This window comes from Aeromonas molluscorum 848 (genome assembly GCF_000388115.1).
Taxonomy (GTDB): Bacteria; Pseudomonadota; Gammaproteobacteria; order Enterobacterales; family Aeromonadaceae; genus Aeromonas; species Aeromonas molluscorum.
Window position 1 is genome coordinate 51283 of the sequence record NZ_AQGQ01000001.1, and the last position, 15358, is coordinate 66640.

At 57.1% G+C, this 15358-nt stretch carries 10 protein-coding genes; 8 read left to right on the forward strand and 2 right to left on the reverse strand.

The features are described from left to right. Window positions 1-28: 28 nt before the first annotated feature. The gene (gene galE / locus G113_RS00260; RefSeq protein WP_005890697.1) at window positions 29-1042 is read right to left on the reverse strand and encodes a UDP-glucose 4-epimerase GalE; all 1014 of its coding nucleotides are present in this window, start codon (window positions 1040-1042) and stop codon (window positions 29-31) included. A 205-nt stretch (window positions 1043-1247) separates the two neighbouring features. Here galE and G113_RS00265 point away from each other — a divergent pair, with 205 nt between their 5' ends. The 6 genes from G113_RS00265 to G113_RS00290 all read left to right on the forward strand — a co-directional run bounded on the left by G113_RS00265 (window position 1248) and on the right by G113_RS00290 (window position 11219). Beyond that, window positions 1248-2252 carry a substrate-binding domain-containing protein gene (locus G113_RS00265; RefSeq protein ID WP_005890699.1) on the forward strand — a complete coding sequence of 335 codons (1005 nt, stop codon included), beginning with the start codon at window positions 1248-1250 and terminating at the stop codon, window positions 2250-2252. Between the two features lie 293 nt (window positions 2253-2545). Continuing rightward, complete coding sequence (locus G113_RS00270) at window positions 2546-5608, forward strand: beta-galactosidase (protein ID WP_005890703.1); 3063 nt, start codon at window positions 2546-2548, stop codon at window positions 5606-5608. A 235-nt stretch (window positions 5609-5843) separates the two neighbouring features. After that, entirely contained in the window at window positions 5844-6830 is a 987-nt protein-coding gene (gene mglB, locus G113_RS00275; protein ID WP_005890705.1) for a galactose/glucose ABC transporter substrate-binding protein MglB, read from the forward strand. Between the two features lie 52 nt (window positions 6831-6882). Further along, window positions 6883-8403 carry a galactose/methyl galactoside ABC transporter ATP-binding protein MglA gene (gene mglA, locus G113_RS00280; RefSeq protein ID WP_005890708.1) on the forward strand — a complete coding sequence of 507 codons (1521 nt, stop codon included), beginning with the start codon at window positions 6883-6885 and terminating at the stop codon, window positions 8401-8403. 16 nt (window positions 8404-8419) lie between these two features. After that, window positions 8420-9430 (forward strand): galactose/methyl galactoside ABC transporter permease MglC, encoded by a 1011-nt coding sequence (mglC, locus tag G113_RS00285; RefSeq protein WP_005890710.1) that lies wholly within the window; start codon window positions 8420-8422, stop codon window positions 9428-9430. A 55-nt stretch (window positions 9431-9485) separates the two neighbouring features. Then, complete coding sequence (locus tag G113_RS00290; RefSeq protein ID WP_005890712.1) at window positions 9486-11219, forward strand: methyl-accepting chemotaxis protein; 1734 nt, start codon at window positions 9486-9488, stop codon at window positions 11217-11219. A gap of 950 nt (window positions 11220-12169) precedes the next feature. Here G113_RS00290 and G113_RS21420 read toward each other — a convergent pair. Further along, window positions 12170-12346: a hypothetical protein gene (locus G113_RS21420; RefSeq protein ID WP_005890715.1), complete on the reverse strand. Its 177-nt coding sequence runs from the start codon at window positions 12344-12346 to the stop codon at window positions 12170-12172. Between the two features lie 775 nt (window positions 12347-13121). Between G113_RS21420 and arcA the strand changes: the two genes are divergently transcribed. Further along, window positions 13122-14342, forward strand: a complete 1221-nt coding sequence (arcA, locus tag G113_RS00300) for an arginine deiminase (protein ID WP_005890718.1) — start codon at window positions 13122-13124, stop codon at window positions 14340-14342. Window positions 14343-14404: 62 nt separating this feature from the next. Continuing rightward, window positions 14405-15331: a carbamate kinase gene (gene arcC, locus G113_RS00305; protein ID WP_005890719.1), complete on the forward strand. Its 927-nt coding sequence runs from the start codon at window positions 14405-14407 to the stop codon at window positions 15329-15331. Window positions 15332-15358 lie beyond the last annotated feature (27 nt).

Below are 15358 nucleotides of genomic sequence, written 5' to 3' on the forward strand. Positions count from 1 at the left end.
GAACGGGCCGCTGAGGCCAGATAGCGGTTCATTGGTCATAACCCTGGGGGTTGAGGGACTGCCAACGCCAGCTGTCGGCGCACATGGCGCCGAGATCGCGACTGGCGAACCACCCCAGATCCTGTCTGGCCCGGGTGGGATCGGCCCAGCATTCGGCGATGTCTCCCGGGCGTCTTGGTTCCAACAAATAGGCGATAGGTCGGCCGCATGCCTGCTCGAATGCCCGAACCATTTGCAACACGCTCTGAGGCTGACCCGTTCCCAGGTTATAGGCATGGACTCCGGGGCGATCGACGCAGTGTTGCAGCGCCTTGACGTGCCCTTCGGCAAGATCCATTACATGGATATAGTCGCGAACACCTGTGCCATCCAGGGTGGGGTAATCGTTACCAAACACTGAAAGCTGTGGGCGCCGACCGATGGCAACCTGAGTCAAAAATGGCATGAGATTGTTGGGGATGCCCTGGGGATCCTCCCCCATAGTGCCGGATTCATGGGCACCAACCGGATTGAAGTAACGCAGCAGTGTCATGCTCCAGTTGGGCTCGGCGACCTGCAGATCCTCGAGGATCTGTTCGATGATCAGCTTGGATCGGCCATAGGGATTGGTAGCCGAGCGGGGGAAGTCCTCGCGGATCGGCACGCTGGTCGGATCGCCATAGACGGTAGCCGAGGAGCTGAACACCAGGTTGTGAACGTGCGCCCGCGCCATGGCCTGCAGCAGATCCAGGGTACCGGCGACATTGTTCTGGTAATAGGCCAGCGGGATCCGGGTCGATTCTCCCACGGCCTTGAGCGCGGCAAAGTGGATGACGGCGCCAATCTCATGCTCGGTGAAGATGCGATCCAGCAGGGCGGCATCTCTGATATCCCCTTGATAAAAAACAGGCTTCTGACCAGAAATGGTGGCGATGCGATCCAGCACGGCCAGCTTGCTGTTGCAGAGATTATCCAGGATCAGCGGTGTGATGCCTGCGGCCTGCAATGCGAGGCAGGTGTGGCTGCCTATGTAGCCGCAACCGCCTGTGACCAATACCTTCATTCCTTGTCTCCGGCAAAGGGGGGTGTGGATCAGGAGTCTAGCTGAGCCTCTGGCGAGCAAACTGTGAACTGGTTAACAGAATCATGTAAACGATTACACTTGTTTGCACACTCCCGGTTGGATCCGTGGCCCTATTTCCCCTGTTATCCAAGGCGTTGCTGGTTATAATGGCCAGGTCGCGGTCAGTGAAAAGAGTGAAAACAGCATGAGTACCATCAAGGATGTCGCCCGTCTTGCCAATGTCTCGGTGGCAACGGTTTCACGGGTGATGAACAACTCTCCCAAGGCGAGTGCCACCTCGCGTGCCCTGGTCCAGCAAGCCATGACCGAGCTGGGTTACACCCCCAACGCCAACGCCCGGGCCCTCGTCAGCCGGACCTGTGACACTATGGGCGTGGTGGTCAACGATGTGGCCGACCCTTTCTTCGGCGCCCTGATCAAGGGGGTGTCCGGGGTCGCTGTGGAGCGGGGCTTGCACCTGTTGATGGGTAATGGTTTTCACAATGCGGAGCAGGAGCGGGGTGCCATCGAACTGCTGATCGGCAAACGCTGTGAGGCCCTGGTGGTACACAGCAAGGTGCTCAGTGACGAGGTGCTGATTGATTACGCCATGCGAGTACCGGGCATGGTATTGATTAACAGAGATATTCCAGCCTTGAAGGGGCGCTGTATCTCCCTCAACAACAGGTTGGGTGCCGCCACCGCCACGCGCCACCTGCTGGAGCTGGGTCATAGCCGTATTGGCTTCCTCGGCTCGGATCACGCCATCGAAGATGCCAGCTCCCGGCTGCAGGGCTATCGCGATGCCCTGAGCGATGCGGGAGTGGTGGCAGATGCCGAGTTGGTGGAGTGCGGTACCCCAAATGAAGAGGGGGGGGAGCGAGCCATGCTCAATCTGCTCGCCAAGGGGCTGACGGTGACCGCCCTGGTGGCTTACAACGATGCCATGGCCGCTGGAGCCATCTCTGTGCTGGCCGATAACGGCCTCAAGGTGCCGGAGGAGGTGTCCGTAGTCGGCTTTGACGACATCATCTACGCCAGATATCTGAGACCCAAACTCTCTACCATGCGCTATCCCATCGAGTTAATGGCGGCTCAGGCGGCCAAGTTGGCGTTGCAGTTGGCCGCAGGCGAAGGCGAGGCGCAGCAGAGTCGCATCTATACACCAACCCTGATCAATCGTCACTCGGTCGCCCCCCTGCGCAGCTGAATCCTTATCTTGGCCTTGTCAGAAACAGCAGACCCGTCATCAGGCGAGTCTGCTGTTTCTGGCATCGTCAGTCATGCCACCGGGTCGGGGGTTGAGGGATCTGCGGCCAGCTCCCCCGACCAACTGGATCATGAGTGTTGCTCGCATGATGACTATTGTGGCTCTCATCCAGCATTATCCCGGCCTCACACATCGAAGTGTAATCGTTTACATCTTTGTGAGGCAGATCGCCGTTTCCCCATAAAAACTTCACTACACTGCAGCTGTTTTCCGAATAATCAGGGAGAGGAAACATGCTCAGGGAGATTCTGGCGCGCCGAGACTGGCAGAACCAGGGCGTCACATCGGTCAATCGTCTGGCGGCACATACGCCTCTCGCCAGTTGGCGCGATGAGGAAGCGGCACGCGCCGATCTGCCCTCCGACTCCCGGTTGCTGCTCGACGGCGACTGGCACTTCTCCTTCTTCGAGACTCCCGAGCTGGTGCCCGAACAGTGGGTTCAGCAGGATCTGGCAGATGCCTGCCTCATCCGGGTGCCTGGCAACTGGCAGCTAGATGGTGCCTATCCGGGCACACGGCCTCAGACCGATGGCCCCATCTACACCAATATCAAATACCCTTTCCCCTGCGATCCTCCTCGGGTGCCAAGCCAGAATCCGACCGGGTGCTACTCTCGTCATCTGCATTTACCCGCCAATTGGCTGGCTTCGGGACAGACGCGCATCATCCTGGATGGAGTCAGCAGCGCCTGCCATCTGTTTTGCAACGGCCACTGGGTCGGTTATTCCCAGGACAGCCGCCTGCCCGCCGAGTTCGACCTGACTCCTTGTCTGCGCGAGGGGGAGAACCGGATAGCTCTGCTGGTACTGAGGTGGTCCGATGGCTCCTATCTCGAAGATCAGGACATGTGGTGGCTCTCAGGCATCTTCCGCTCGGTCAGCCTGCTTCATAAACCTGAGCGTCATATCGCCGATCTGCGCATCACCCCGCAGCTCGATGCCTGCTATCGGGATGCTCAGCTCAAGCTGGCGGTACAGGTGGCTGGTGGTGCCGGATTGAGCCTGAGAGCCGTGCTCTATCAAGGCGAGCATCCGGTAGCCTGTCTGGAGCAAGGGGTGGGCACGGCCCCCATCGATGAGAAAGGACGCTTTGAAGATCGCGCCGAACTGATGGTGAAGGTAGACAACCCGGCCAAGTGGAGCGCCGAAGCGCCTCATCTCTATCGGTTGACCCTGACGCTGCTGGATGAGCAGGGCGCGCCCATAGAGAGCGAGGCCCATGATGTGGGTTTTCGGGCGGTGGAGATCCAGGGCGGTCTGCTGCGTCTCAATGGCCAACCCTTGCTGATCCGTGGCGCCAATCGTCACGAGCATGATCCCACCCGGGGTCATGCCATCGATGTGACCAGCATGGCGCGAGACCTGACCCTGATGAAGCAGCACAACTTCAACGCGGTGCGCTGTGCCCATTACCCCAACCATCCCGAATTCTACCGGCTCTGTGACAGGCTGGGTCTCTATGTGGTGGATGAGGCGAATCTGGAGACCCACGGCATGAGCCCCATGGGCCGCCTGGCCCAGGACTCCGCATGGGCCACCGCCTTTTTGGAGCGCATCACCCGGCTGGTCGCTCGCGATTTCAACCATCCCAGCATCATCATCTGGTCCCTGGGCAACGAGTCCGGCTATGGCGCGGCGCACGATGCCATGTATGCCTGGGTCAAGGGCACGGATCCGAGCCGCCCCGTGCAGTACGAGGGGGGCGGCGCCAACACTCCGGCCACCGACATCATCTGTCCCATGTATGCGCGCACCCACCAGGATCAGCCCTTCCCGGCGGTGCCCAAGTGGGCGCTGGCCAAGTGGATAGGACTGCCCGGCGAGCAGCGGCCCCTGATCCTGTGCGAATACGCCCACGCCATGGGTAACAGCCTGGGCGGCTTTGCCGATTACTGGCAGGCATTTCGTGACCATCCCCGTCTGCAAGGTGGCTTTGTCTGGGATTGGGTCGATCAGGGGTTGGACAAGCTGACCGGGGATGGCCGCCATTTTTGGGCCTATGGCGGCGATTTTGGCGATCTGCAAAACGATCGCCAGTTCTGTATCAATGGCTTGTTGTTCCCGGACAGAACTCCTCACCCGGCGCTGTTCGAGGCCAAGCGGGCCCAGCAGCCGTTCCGTTTCAAGTTGTTGTCGCACAACCCACTGGTGGTGCATATCGAGAGCGAGCTGTTGTTCCGTGCGACGGACAACGAGCGGTTGCGTTGGCGGCTGTGCGAGCAAGGGGTGGTACTGCGAGAGGGTGAATGCCCACTCACATTGGCGCCTCAGGCGGCACATTCGCTGACCTTGCTGCCAACACTGCCTGCTTTTGCTGCGGGCACGCTTGCCTGGCTGGATCTCTGCATCGAGCAGGTGGATGCCACCCCTTGGTCTGCGGCGGATCATGAGCTGGCTCGTCAGCAGTTCTCTCTGCCGACCCCCCTCGCCCTGCCTCAACCCAGGACACCGGCTCGTTTGGAAGAGCGGGCGGATACCTGGCAGGTACTGGCTGGCGAGAGTCAATGGTGGCTGGACAAGGCGAGTGGTCGCATCACGGGCTGGCGCAAGGGCGGGCGTGAGCGTCTGCTGGGCGAGCTTGCCGATCACTTCTATCGCGCGCCACTGGATAACGACATCGGCACCAGTGAGGCGGACCATCAGGATCCCCACTCCTGGATTGCCCGCTGGCAACAGGCCGGGCTCGGCGAGCTGAATCACCGTTGCCTGGGGATAACGCGAGTGGGGGAGGCCAGCTTGCAGGTGGAGCATGGCTACTTCGTCGACGAACAACTCAGGATCCTGACCCGCTGGCGTCACGAATTCGATGCCGGCGGCGCCATGACGCTCGCCATCGAAGCCTTGGTGAGCGATGACTTCCCCTCCTTGCCGCGAATTGGTGCCAGCCTCTGGTTGGCGGAGACAGTCGACAGTATCGAGTGGCTAGGTCGTGGTCCTCATGAAAATTATCCGGATCGTTGTCTGAGCGCCGATCTAGGCCGCTGGCAGCTGCCCATTGCCGAGCTGCACACCCCCTATATTTTCCCCACCGACAACGGCCTGCGCAGCCAGGTATGTGAACTGCAACTGGGGGATCTCAGGGTCGAGGGGGAATTTCACTTCAGCATCAGTCCCTATCGCCAGGCCCAATTGGCCGAGGCTCGCCATCAGACAGACCTGACTGCCGAGGGAGGGATTCATCTTTGCCTCGACGGTTTCTACATGGGGATCGGGGGGGACGACTCCTGGAGCCAGAGCGTGCGACCGGAATATTGGCTGACACCGGGGAGATACTATTGGAACTCTATACTAAGCTAATTTCGGCGACAGAACATGACATTCACCCCAAGGGTGGTCAGGGTCAAATAGGGCCATGCGCAATATAACCATTTGTTTTATATCAAACAAATCACTATGTAACAGAGTGTAAACGTTTTCATTTTGTCGTCAGGATCACAGATTAAATGACAACAACCTGATTACATTAGACTTACACCAGCTCGATTGGTGTACAGCTTTCCTACAAAACAGATAGACACACCGGAGCATAACAATGAGAAAAATCACGACAGTTGCCGCCGTGCTGATGAGCCTGATGGCAGGCGCAACCGCCCATGCTGAAACCCGTATCGGGGTTACCGTCTACAAGTATGACGATAACTTCATGGCAGTTGTTCGCAAGGCGATCGAGAAGGAAGCGGCGGCGACCCCGAGTGTGGAACTGCTGATGAATGACTCCCAGAATGACCAGTCCAAGCAGAACGACCAGATCGACGTGCTGCTGGCCAAGGGTGTCAAGGCATTGGCCATCAACCTGGTTGATCCGGCCGCCGCCCCTGTCGTGATTGAGAAGGCCCGTGGCGAAGATATCCCGGTTGTGTTCTACAACAAGGAACCCAGTGCTGCCGATCTGGCCAGCTATGACAAGGCCTACTACGTGGGCACCGACTCCAAGGAGTCAGGCATCATCCAGGGTCAGCTGATCGCCAAACACTGGAAAGCTCACCCTGAGTGGGACTTGAACAAAGATGGCGTCATCCAGTTCGTGCTGCTCAAGGGCGAGCCGGGCCACCCGGATGCGGAAGCCCGTACTACCTACGTCATCAAGACCCTGAATGATGGCGGTCTCAAGACGGATCAACTGCACATGGATACCGGCATGTGGGATACCGCCATGGCGAAAGACAAGATGGATGCCTGGATCTCCGGCCCCAACGCCAACAAGATTGAAGTGGTCATCGCCAACAACGATGGCATGGCGATGGGTGCCGTCGAGTCGCTGAAGGCACAAGGCAAGTCAGCCATCCCGGTATTCGGTGTCGATGCGTTGCCCGAGGCGCTGGCCATGGTCAAGAGCGGTGCCATGGCGGGGACAGTGCTGAACGATGCGGCCAACCAGGCCAAGGCCACCTTCGAGCTGACCAAGAACCTGGCTGAAGGCAAACCGGCCGGTGAAGGCACCAAGTGGAATATCGACAACAAGGTCGTCCGTGTTGCCTATGTGGGTGTGGATAAAGACAACCTGTCTCAATTCGAGTAATCCCTCCTCCAGGGCAAGGGAGATCCCCTTGCCCTTTTTTCAACCAGATGTGATGGCTGATATGACAACACAGCAACAATCAGAATGGCTGTTGGAGATGATTGACGTCAGTAAAAGCTTTCCCGGCGTCAAGGCACTCGATAATGTCAATTTACGGGTCCGTCCTCATTCTGTGCATGCGTTGATGGGCGAGAACGGGGCAGGTAAATCTACGCTGCTCAAATGCCTGTTCGGCATCTATGAGAAAGATCAGGGCAAGATCTTCTTCAAGGGACAAGAGATCAACTTCACCTCCTCCAAAGAGGCGTTGGAGAATGGCGTTTCCATGGTGCATCAGGAGCTGAACCTGGTATTGCAACGCACCGTGATGGACAACATGTGGCTCGGCCGCTACCCCACCAAGGGTTGGTTTGTCGACCATGGCAAGATGTATGAAGACACCAAGCACATCTTCGACGAGCTGGATATTGATATAGACCCACGGGTCAAGGTGGGCACGCTTTCCGTCTCCCAGATGCAGATGATCGAGATTGCCAAGGCATTCTCCTACGATGCCAAGATCGTCATCATGGATGAGCCGACCTCCTCCCTGACCGAGAAAGAGGTCAACCATCTCTTCAAGATCATCAACAAGTTGAAAGAGAAGGGCTGCGGCATCGTCTACATCTCTCACAAGATGGAGGAGATCTTCCAGCTATGTGACGAGATCACCATATTGCGGGATGGACAGTGGGTGGCGACCCAGCCGCTCAAGGGCATGACCATGGACCAGATCATCGGCATGATGGTTGGCCGTGAATTGACCCAGCGCTTCCCTGAAAAAACCAATCAGCCCAAAGAGGTGATCCTCGAGGTTGAACATCTGACGGCCAAGAACCAGCCCTCCATTCAGGACGTGACCTTCAACCTGCATAAGGGGGAGATCCTCGGCATCGCCGGACTGGTGGGGGCCAAGCGCACCGACATCGTCGAGACTCTGTTCGGTATCCGCGATCACAGCGGGGGAGTGATCAAGATCCATGGCAAGGTCGTGGCCAATCACACCGCCCACGAGGCCATCTTGAATGGTTTTGCCCTGGTGACGGAGGAGCGCCGTTCCACCGGTATCTATTCGCGCCTCGACATCGCTTTCAACTCCCTGATCGCCAACATGGACAGCTACAAGGGATCCATGGGGCTGCTCAGCAACACCAAGATGAAGAGCGATACCCAGTGGGTCATCGACTCCATGCGGGTCAAGACCCCGACCCAGCAGACACAGATCGGCTCCCTGTCCGGGGGCAATCAGCAGAAGGTCATTATCGGCCGCTGGCTGCTGACTCAGCCGGAAATCTTGATGCTGGATGAACCGACCCGAGGCATTGACGTGGGTGCCAAGTTCGAGATCTACCAGCTCATCCTGGAGCTGGCCAAGAAGGACAAGGGCATCATCATCATCTCCTCAGAGATGCCTGAGCTGCTGGGGATCACGGACCGCATCATGGTCATGAGCAATGGCCGGGTCGCCGGGATCGTCAATACCAAAGAAACTGACCAGAGCGAGATATTGCGCCTGGCATCTCTGTACCTCTAGAGATAGGAAGACATTTATGGAGTCGGCTAAAAATTTCAATCTGATGCAGGCGCTCAAAGAGAACGGCATCTATGTGGTGTTGCTGGTGCTGCTCATGATCATCGTGATCAAGGAACCATCCTTCCTGAGCCTCACCAACCTCAGCAACATCCTGACCCAATCCTCGGTGCGGGTCATCATAGCGCTGGGTGTGGCGGGCATCATCATTACCCAGGGCACCGATTTGTCGGCCGGTCGTCAGGTCGGTCTGGCGGCGCTTATCGCCGCCACCATGTTGCAGTCGCTGACCAACGTCAACAAGGTGTTCCCCGCCCTGGGGGAGGTGCCCATCCCCATGGTGATCCTGCTGGTGTGCGCCGTGGGTGCTCTGATAGGCCTGGTCAACGGCTTGATCGTTGCCTACCTGAACGTGACGCCCTTCATCACCACCTTGGGCACCATGATCATCGTTTATGGCATCAACTCGCTCTACTTTGATTCTGTGGGAGCCTCCCCAGTGGCAGGCTTTGACCCCCGCTTCTCCAGCTTTGCACAGGGATTTATCCGGATAGGCAGCTTCAAGCTCTCTTACCTAACCTTCTATGCGGCCATTGCCAGCGTCTTCGTCTGGGTACTGTGGAACAAGACCCGCTTTGGCAAGAACATCTTCGCCATCGGCGGCAACCCTGAAGCCGCTAAGGTCTCCGGCGTCAACGTGGCCGTCAACCTGGTCATGATCTATGCCTTGGCCGGTGTCTTCTATGCCTTTGGCGGCATGCTGGAAGCGGGTCGAGTTGGCAGTGCGACCAACAACCTGGGCTTCATGTATGAACTTGATGCCATTGCGGCCTGTGTGGTGGGCGGGGTGTCGTTTGCCGGTGGTGTGGGTACGGTCGCCGGGGTGATCACCGGGGTGCTCATCTTCACCCTGATCAACTACGGCCTGACCTATATCGGCGTCAGCCCTTATTGGCAGTTCATCATCAAGGGCGGCATCATCATATTGGCGGTGGCGCTGGATTCGATGAAATACGCCAAGAAGAAGTAAGCACATTGGCAGTTAGAAAACGCAGGTTCGGCCTGCGTTTTCTTTTGGAGGTACCATGGCTTTTAAGATCAAGATATATGCACTTCTGCTTCTGGCCATATTGATCACGGTCGCCACCTCCTGGGTGAGCGTCAATCACTTCATCAGCGGTTACATCCGTGACCAGGCAAGCCACAACATCGATGAGCAGATCACTCTGGTCAAAGAGAAGCTGGCGGGGGACATCAATCAGAAGATAGTGCTGGCTGCCAACCTCAACTTCGGGGTGACCAACGTCAAGAAAACCCTGGAGGAGACGGGATTCCTCAACATCGTCAAGGTGATTGGGGACATGGCCTTCGACAGCAATGGTGTCATCAAGGAGCCGGCCCGGGTCGAGGCGCTACGCCAGCTGATCCCCCAGGCTCGTAACCAGATCCAGGTCAGCGGCTTGCAACAGATAGAGGGCAAGCCAGCCATCTCCATCCTGGTACCGCGCGGCGATGATTCTGCCTACATTTATTACCTCGATATGAGCGAGTTCAGTGCCCTGCTGCAGAGAATGGGCGGCGAAGGCCGTCACTTCGAACTGGCCGATAGCCAGGGGCAACTGCTCTATAGCGACAAACCGGATGGTGAGTCCCTCCCCAAGGTGCATGAACTGGACATTCGCGGTCAGCCGTGGCGACTGACCGGCTTCATCGACCAGACCTATATCCAGACCATGACCCAGGCCATCAACGGCAAGATCACCCTGGCCCTGCTCGGGGTTGCCGTGGTGGTGATGGCGTTGGCCATGCTGGCGTTCAATCTGGCCTATAGACCCATTATCTCCTTGAAAGGACTGGTACTGGCCCTCTCCGAGGGGAATGGCGATCTGACCCGGCGTTTACAGGTGGCCAGCCAAGACGATCTCGGCCAGATATCGGCGGGCATCAATCGCTTCATCGCCCAGTTGCAGGAGATGATGCTGGAGGTGAGACAGGCAAGCGGTCAACTGCACCGCGAGATAGGCGGCCTGACCGGGCAGACCCTGGCCGCGCAACGGCTGTTGGCGACCCATGTTAGCGAGACGGAGCAGGTTGTCACCGCAGTCAACGAGATGAGCGCCACCGCCGTCTCCGTTTCCCGCAGCGCCGCAGATACCGCCACCTTGACCCGCCAGAGCGAGCAACTGGCGATGGCTTCGCGGGAGGTGGTGGATACCGCTATGCGCAGCGTCATGGCTCTGGTAGATGAGGTGGAAGCGACATCGTGCTCGGTACAAGCGATGCAGCAAGAAGTACAGCAAATTGGTTCTGTCCTGGGGGTTATCGGCAGCATCGCCGAGCAGACCAACCTGCTGGCCCTCAATGCCGCCATCGAAGCGGCGCGTGCCGGCGAGCAAGGGCGCGGCTTTGCCGTGGTGGCAGACGAAGTTCGCTCGCTGGCGGCCCGAACCCAGCAGAGCACGGCGGAGATACAGGCCATGCTGGCCCGCTTGCAGCGCGGCAGTACTGGGGTGGTGGAGGCCATGTCCATGACAAGGCAACGTTGCCAGAGCGCGGCCGAGAACACGACTCGGGTAAACGAGTCTCTGGATACGATGATGGGCGAGGTGGTGGAGATCAATGGTCTAATCACTCATATCGCCACTGCCGCTGAGCAACAGAGTGCGGTCGCCGAGGAGATCAATCGCAACATGAGTGCCATCGCCGAAGTGATCCGTCAGCTCAAGGGCAATGGTGAGGCCACCGTCGCCAGTTCGGGGGCCATGAAGCAGACCTATGACAGGTTGGGCCAGATCGTGGCGCATTTTCGCCTGGCGTAGCCAGCAGAGTGGGTTTAATTACGCAGAGATGAGCGGGGCGGCGAAAGTCGCCTCTTGCTACGGGGTTGGGTATCTGTGGCGAAAACCCATAAAGATGGGGGCGACATGCGTCGCCCCCGATAGTCTTATCGTTCATATCCGTGAACGAAGTTGCTCCCTGCAATCCCTGACTATACCTCTTCCTTTAGGTTTCCCCTTCCCAATCCTTTGGGGTGTCCTTTAGCCATCATGGCCTGACGAGTCATCCATTCCCGTCGCACTTTCTCCATCCTGGGAGGTGTCCTTTACCACATCCTGTGGTGAGTCCATTTGCCCAACCCTGGCAGCCAATCTTCCTGATTGACTTCGACTGCGTCCGTGCAGGAGTAACTATAAGGATTTTCGACTGGCTAACAACGCGATCTTGAAAAACGTTTTACCCCCTTGCTTTTCTATTAAGTCAACTCTAGTTAATTGTTGTTTTAAATCAATTGCATATCGTTTTTTATTGCGGTTTATAAGATGTGTCAATCCGACTATGCCTGTCTGGTTTTTGGCTTATCGCTCACACCTTCAATGGCGAATATCTCACAAGAAGCTCAAACCAGTCTCAGTCGAACTCATCCGAATGGATTAAGCCGCAGGCTCCGCGTCTGTTGGCACTGATCATGGCGGCGAGGGCCCCCGATGCAGCCCTGAATGTGGGGGAGAGGCTTGTCTCCCGGACACGAACTCAGCACTGTCAGGGCGGGGAGCTAGGCCAGCCCCAGACATTGCCTGCAAAAGTGGAGAAGCTGGCCAGCGCAGTCCCTTCTGTTATCTGCCGCCATAGTGACAAGAGGAGAGGGGTTACAGACGGGAGGATGGTGACTGCCGGTCGGCAGGGCGAGCAAGCGTCAGTGAAGCGGGCATGGCTATAGGGAGATGGGGTAAAGAAGCAAGGGAAGGCGGGCCTTCCCTTGCATTGCTGCTTAGTAGTGTTGCGTGCCGCCGCGCCAGATGCAGACGTATTCGGGTACCAGCATTTGCGGCATGTTGTCCACATGGCATACCACCATAGGTATGGCGGGGGCACCGTCTGCCTGAGCCAGGGTTGGCGTCATGGGCAGAACCAGTGCAGCAAGCAGAAGCAGGGGTTTGATGTTCATGGAGCTCTCCTTGATGACATTTATGACGGAAGCGTTAACGTCATATGGATACCGTTGTGATCCGGATCACTTTTCTAGTTAAGTTGAGCAAACCCCCACTGCAAGGATTTTTCATAAATTCAACTAATGAAAAAAGTTTCAAAACAGTGAAAGACGACGTCACTGGAGTGACAAGCCGCAAGATGCGTTTTTATTGCATAGCCAGCCGGACAGGCCCATGGATCTTGGGGCTGACAGCCCTTTCCCCACTATCCTGAGTCACTTGTCTTGATCCAGAACAATAAAATATCTATGCATGAAATCATGGCGGTATGACTTTTTATCGCGATGATGTTCCCTCAAGACGATGTGAAAAATGCAAACACTTGCATATAAAGCCATTTATTGATGACGCATTTATTTAAGTTATTGTATTTGATTGTAAAATGTATTTTTTGGTGCTTGTGGAATATGAGTTTACAGCACGAGCATGAGGCGGGGAAAAGGAATAAAGTCCTATAATAATGAATGGTTATGCTAAGTAGTCCGAAGCTTAATTGCTGGTTATGTCGATGGGATCAAACAAATGGGCTGCATTTTATTCAGTTGTGGTTGCATGTGATCTAAGTCTGGTTTTTCATGCTTTTACAGACCTAATCTCTAACTCGAAAGGCAGAGGCAGGATAGAATACAAGCCAAGTACCCTACAAAAAGAATATCCCGCCTTGGCCATGAGAAAGAATAGAAGGAGTCTATTCAATCACTCGCATGGACCCCAGAAAGACGGAATATAACCATGAGCAAATTTTATGTAGGTTCTGAAGTTGGCCAACTGCGTCGTGTCATGTTGCATCGCCCCAATCTCAGTCTCAAACGTCTGACACCTTCCAACTGTCAGGACCTGCTGTTCGATGATGTCCTCTCTGTCGAGCGGGCTGGTGAAGAGCATGACAAGTTCGCCCAAGTACTGCGCGATCAGAATGTCGAAGTCTTCCTGCTGACCAATCTGTTGGCCGAAACCCTGGATGTGCCGGAAGCCAAAGCCTGGCTGCTGCAACATCAGGTCTCCGATTATCGCCTCGGCTCAGCACTTGCCAATGATGTCCGCTGCTTCTTGTCGGATATGCCACATCGCGAACTGGCGCGGATCCTCTCCGGCGGTCTCACCTATTCCGAGATGCCGTTTAATGGCGTCAACATGGTAGTCGGCATGCACGCCCCGACCGATTTCATCATAGAGCCGCTGCCCAACCATCTCTTTACCCGTGACACCTCCTGCTGGGTCTACGGTGGCGTCTCCATCAACCCCATGGCCAAGGCTGCCCGTCGCCGGGAAACCAACCATGTGAAGGCCATTTACCGCTGGCATCCGCAGTTCGCCGGTCAGGATTTCATCAAGTACTTCGGTGATGAGGATCATGACTATGACAACTCCACCATCGAAGGCGGTGACGTCCTGGTCATCGGTCGCGGCGCCGTGCTGATTGGCATGTCCGAGCGCACCACGCCACAAGGGGTCGAGCATCTGGCCCGCAGCCTGTTCAAGCACGGTCAGGCCAAGCAAGTCATCGCCATGCAACTGCCGAAACACCGTAGCTGCATGCACCTCGACACCGTCATGACCCACATGGACATAGACACCTTCTCCGTCTACCCGGAAGTCATTCGCAAAGATGTGAACTGCTGGAGTCTGACCCCGGATGGCAATACCGGCATGAAGATCAAGGAGGAGGGTTATTTCGTGACGGCCATCGAGAAAGCATTGGGTGTGGATCAGCTCAAGCTCATCACCACCGGTGGCGACAGCTTCGAGGCCGAGCGCGAGCAGTGGAACGATGCCAACAACGTACTGACCGTGCGCCCTGGTGTGGTCGTCGGCTACGAGCGCAATACCTACACCAACGAAAAATACGACAAGGCCGGCATCACTGTGCTGTCCATCCCGGGCGAAGAGCTGGGACGTGGCCGCGGTGGCGCCCGCTGCATGAGCTGCCCGATGGAACGTGACGGCATCTAACCAGACGGCGTGGCGCCGGCAGAGGCTGGCGCCACACAAATAAAGCATCGAGATTAACCACTATGAAAAAACCAACTGTCGTCGTCGCCCTGGGGGGGAATGCCCTGCTCCGTCGTGGTGAGCCCCTTGAAGCGGATATCCAGCGCAAGAATATTGCCACCGCCGCCAAGACCATCGCCCAGATAGCCCAGGAATACAATGTGGTGCTGGTGCATGGCAACGGCCCACAAGTGGGTCTGCTCGCCCTGCAAAACAGCGCCTATACCAAGGTCGCTCCCTATCCCCTGGATGTGCTGGGTGCAGAATCTCAGGGCATGATCGGCTACATGCTGATCCAGGAGTTGAAGAATCTGATGCCGAGCCGCAACGTCACCGCGCTGCTGACTCAGGTGCAGGTCGATGCCAAGGATCCGGCCTTTGCCAATCCGACCAAATATATCGGCCCCGTCTACTCCGAAGCCGAGGCCCGCGCCCTGGCCGCCGAGAAGCAGTGGAGCGTCAAGGCAGACGGCAAGTTCTTCCGCCGCGTGGTGCCCTCTCCGCTGCCCCAGCGCATCGTTGAAGGCGATGCCATCGAGACCCTGATCGCTCAGGGGCACCTCATCATCTGTACCGGTGGTGGTGGCATTCCCGTGACTTGGGATGGCGAGCGTCTGACCGGGGTGGAAGCCGTCATCGACAAGGACATGTCTGCCGCCTATCTGGCCAAGCAGATCAAGGCCGATGCCCTGCTGATCCTCACCGATGCCGATGCCGTCTACCTGGATTGGGGCAAACCGACCCAACATCCGCTGCGCACCACCAGTCCTGATGATCTGGCTGGTATCCCATTCGATGCAGGTTCCATGGGGCCAAAGATAGAAGCTTCCTGCGAATTTGTAAGAGCGACCCAGGGTCGCGTCGGTATAGGTTGCCTGGAAGATGGTCTGGCCATCCTCAAGGGTGAGGCCGGTACCAGCATAGTGGCCAATCTGGCCATCCCAGCCTAGTCAACTTCACTGCCTACTATTGGTCTG

Bases quoted from the DNA above. Each gene is read 5' to 3' on its own strand.
- galE (WP_005890697.1), bottom strand. From the start codon at position 1,042: ATGAAGGTATTGGTCACAGGCGGTTGCGGCTACATAGGCAGCCACACC.
- G113_RS00265 (WP_005890699.1), top strand. From the start codon at position 1,248: ATGAGTACCATCAAGGATGTCGCCCGTCTTGCCAATGTCTCGGTGGCA.
- G113_RS00270 (WP_005890703.1), top strand. From the start codon at position 2,546: ATGCTCAGGGAGATTCTGGCGCGCCGAGACTGGCAGAACCAGGGCGTC.
- mglB (WP_005890705.1), top strand. From the start codon at position 5,844: ATGAGAAAAATCACGACAGTTGCCGCCGTGCTGATGAGCCTGATGGCA.
- mglA (WP_005890708.1), top strand. From the start codon at position 6,883: ATGGCTGATATGACAACACAGCAACAATCAGAATGGCTGTTGGAGATG.
- mglC (WP_005890710.1), top strand. From the start codon at position 8,420: ATGGAGTCGGCTAAAAATTTCAATCTGATGCAGGCGCTCAAAGAGAAC.
- G113_RS00290 (WP_005890712.1), top strand. From the start codon at position 9,486: ATGGCTTTTAAGATCAAGATATATGCACTTCTGCTTCTGGCCATATTG.
- G113_RS21420 (WP_005890715.1), bottom strand. From the start codon at position 12,346: ATGAACATCAAACCCCTGCTTCTGCTTGCTGCACTGGTTCTGCCCATG.
- arcA (WP_005890718.1), top strand. From the start codon at position 13,122: ATGAGCAAATTTTATGTAGGTTCTGAAGTTGGCCAACTGCGTCGTGTC.
- arcC (WP_005890719.1), top strand. From the start codon at position 14,405: ATGAAAAAACCAACTGTCGTCGTCGCCCTGGGGGGGAATGCCCTGCTC.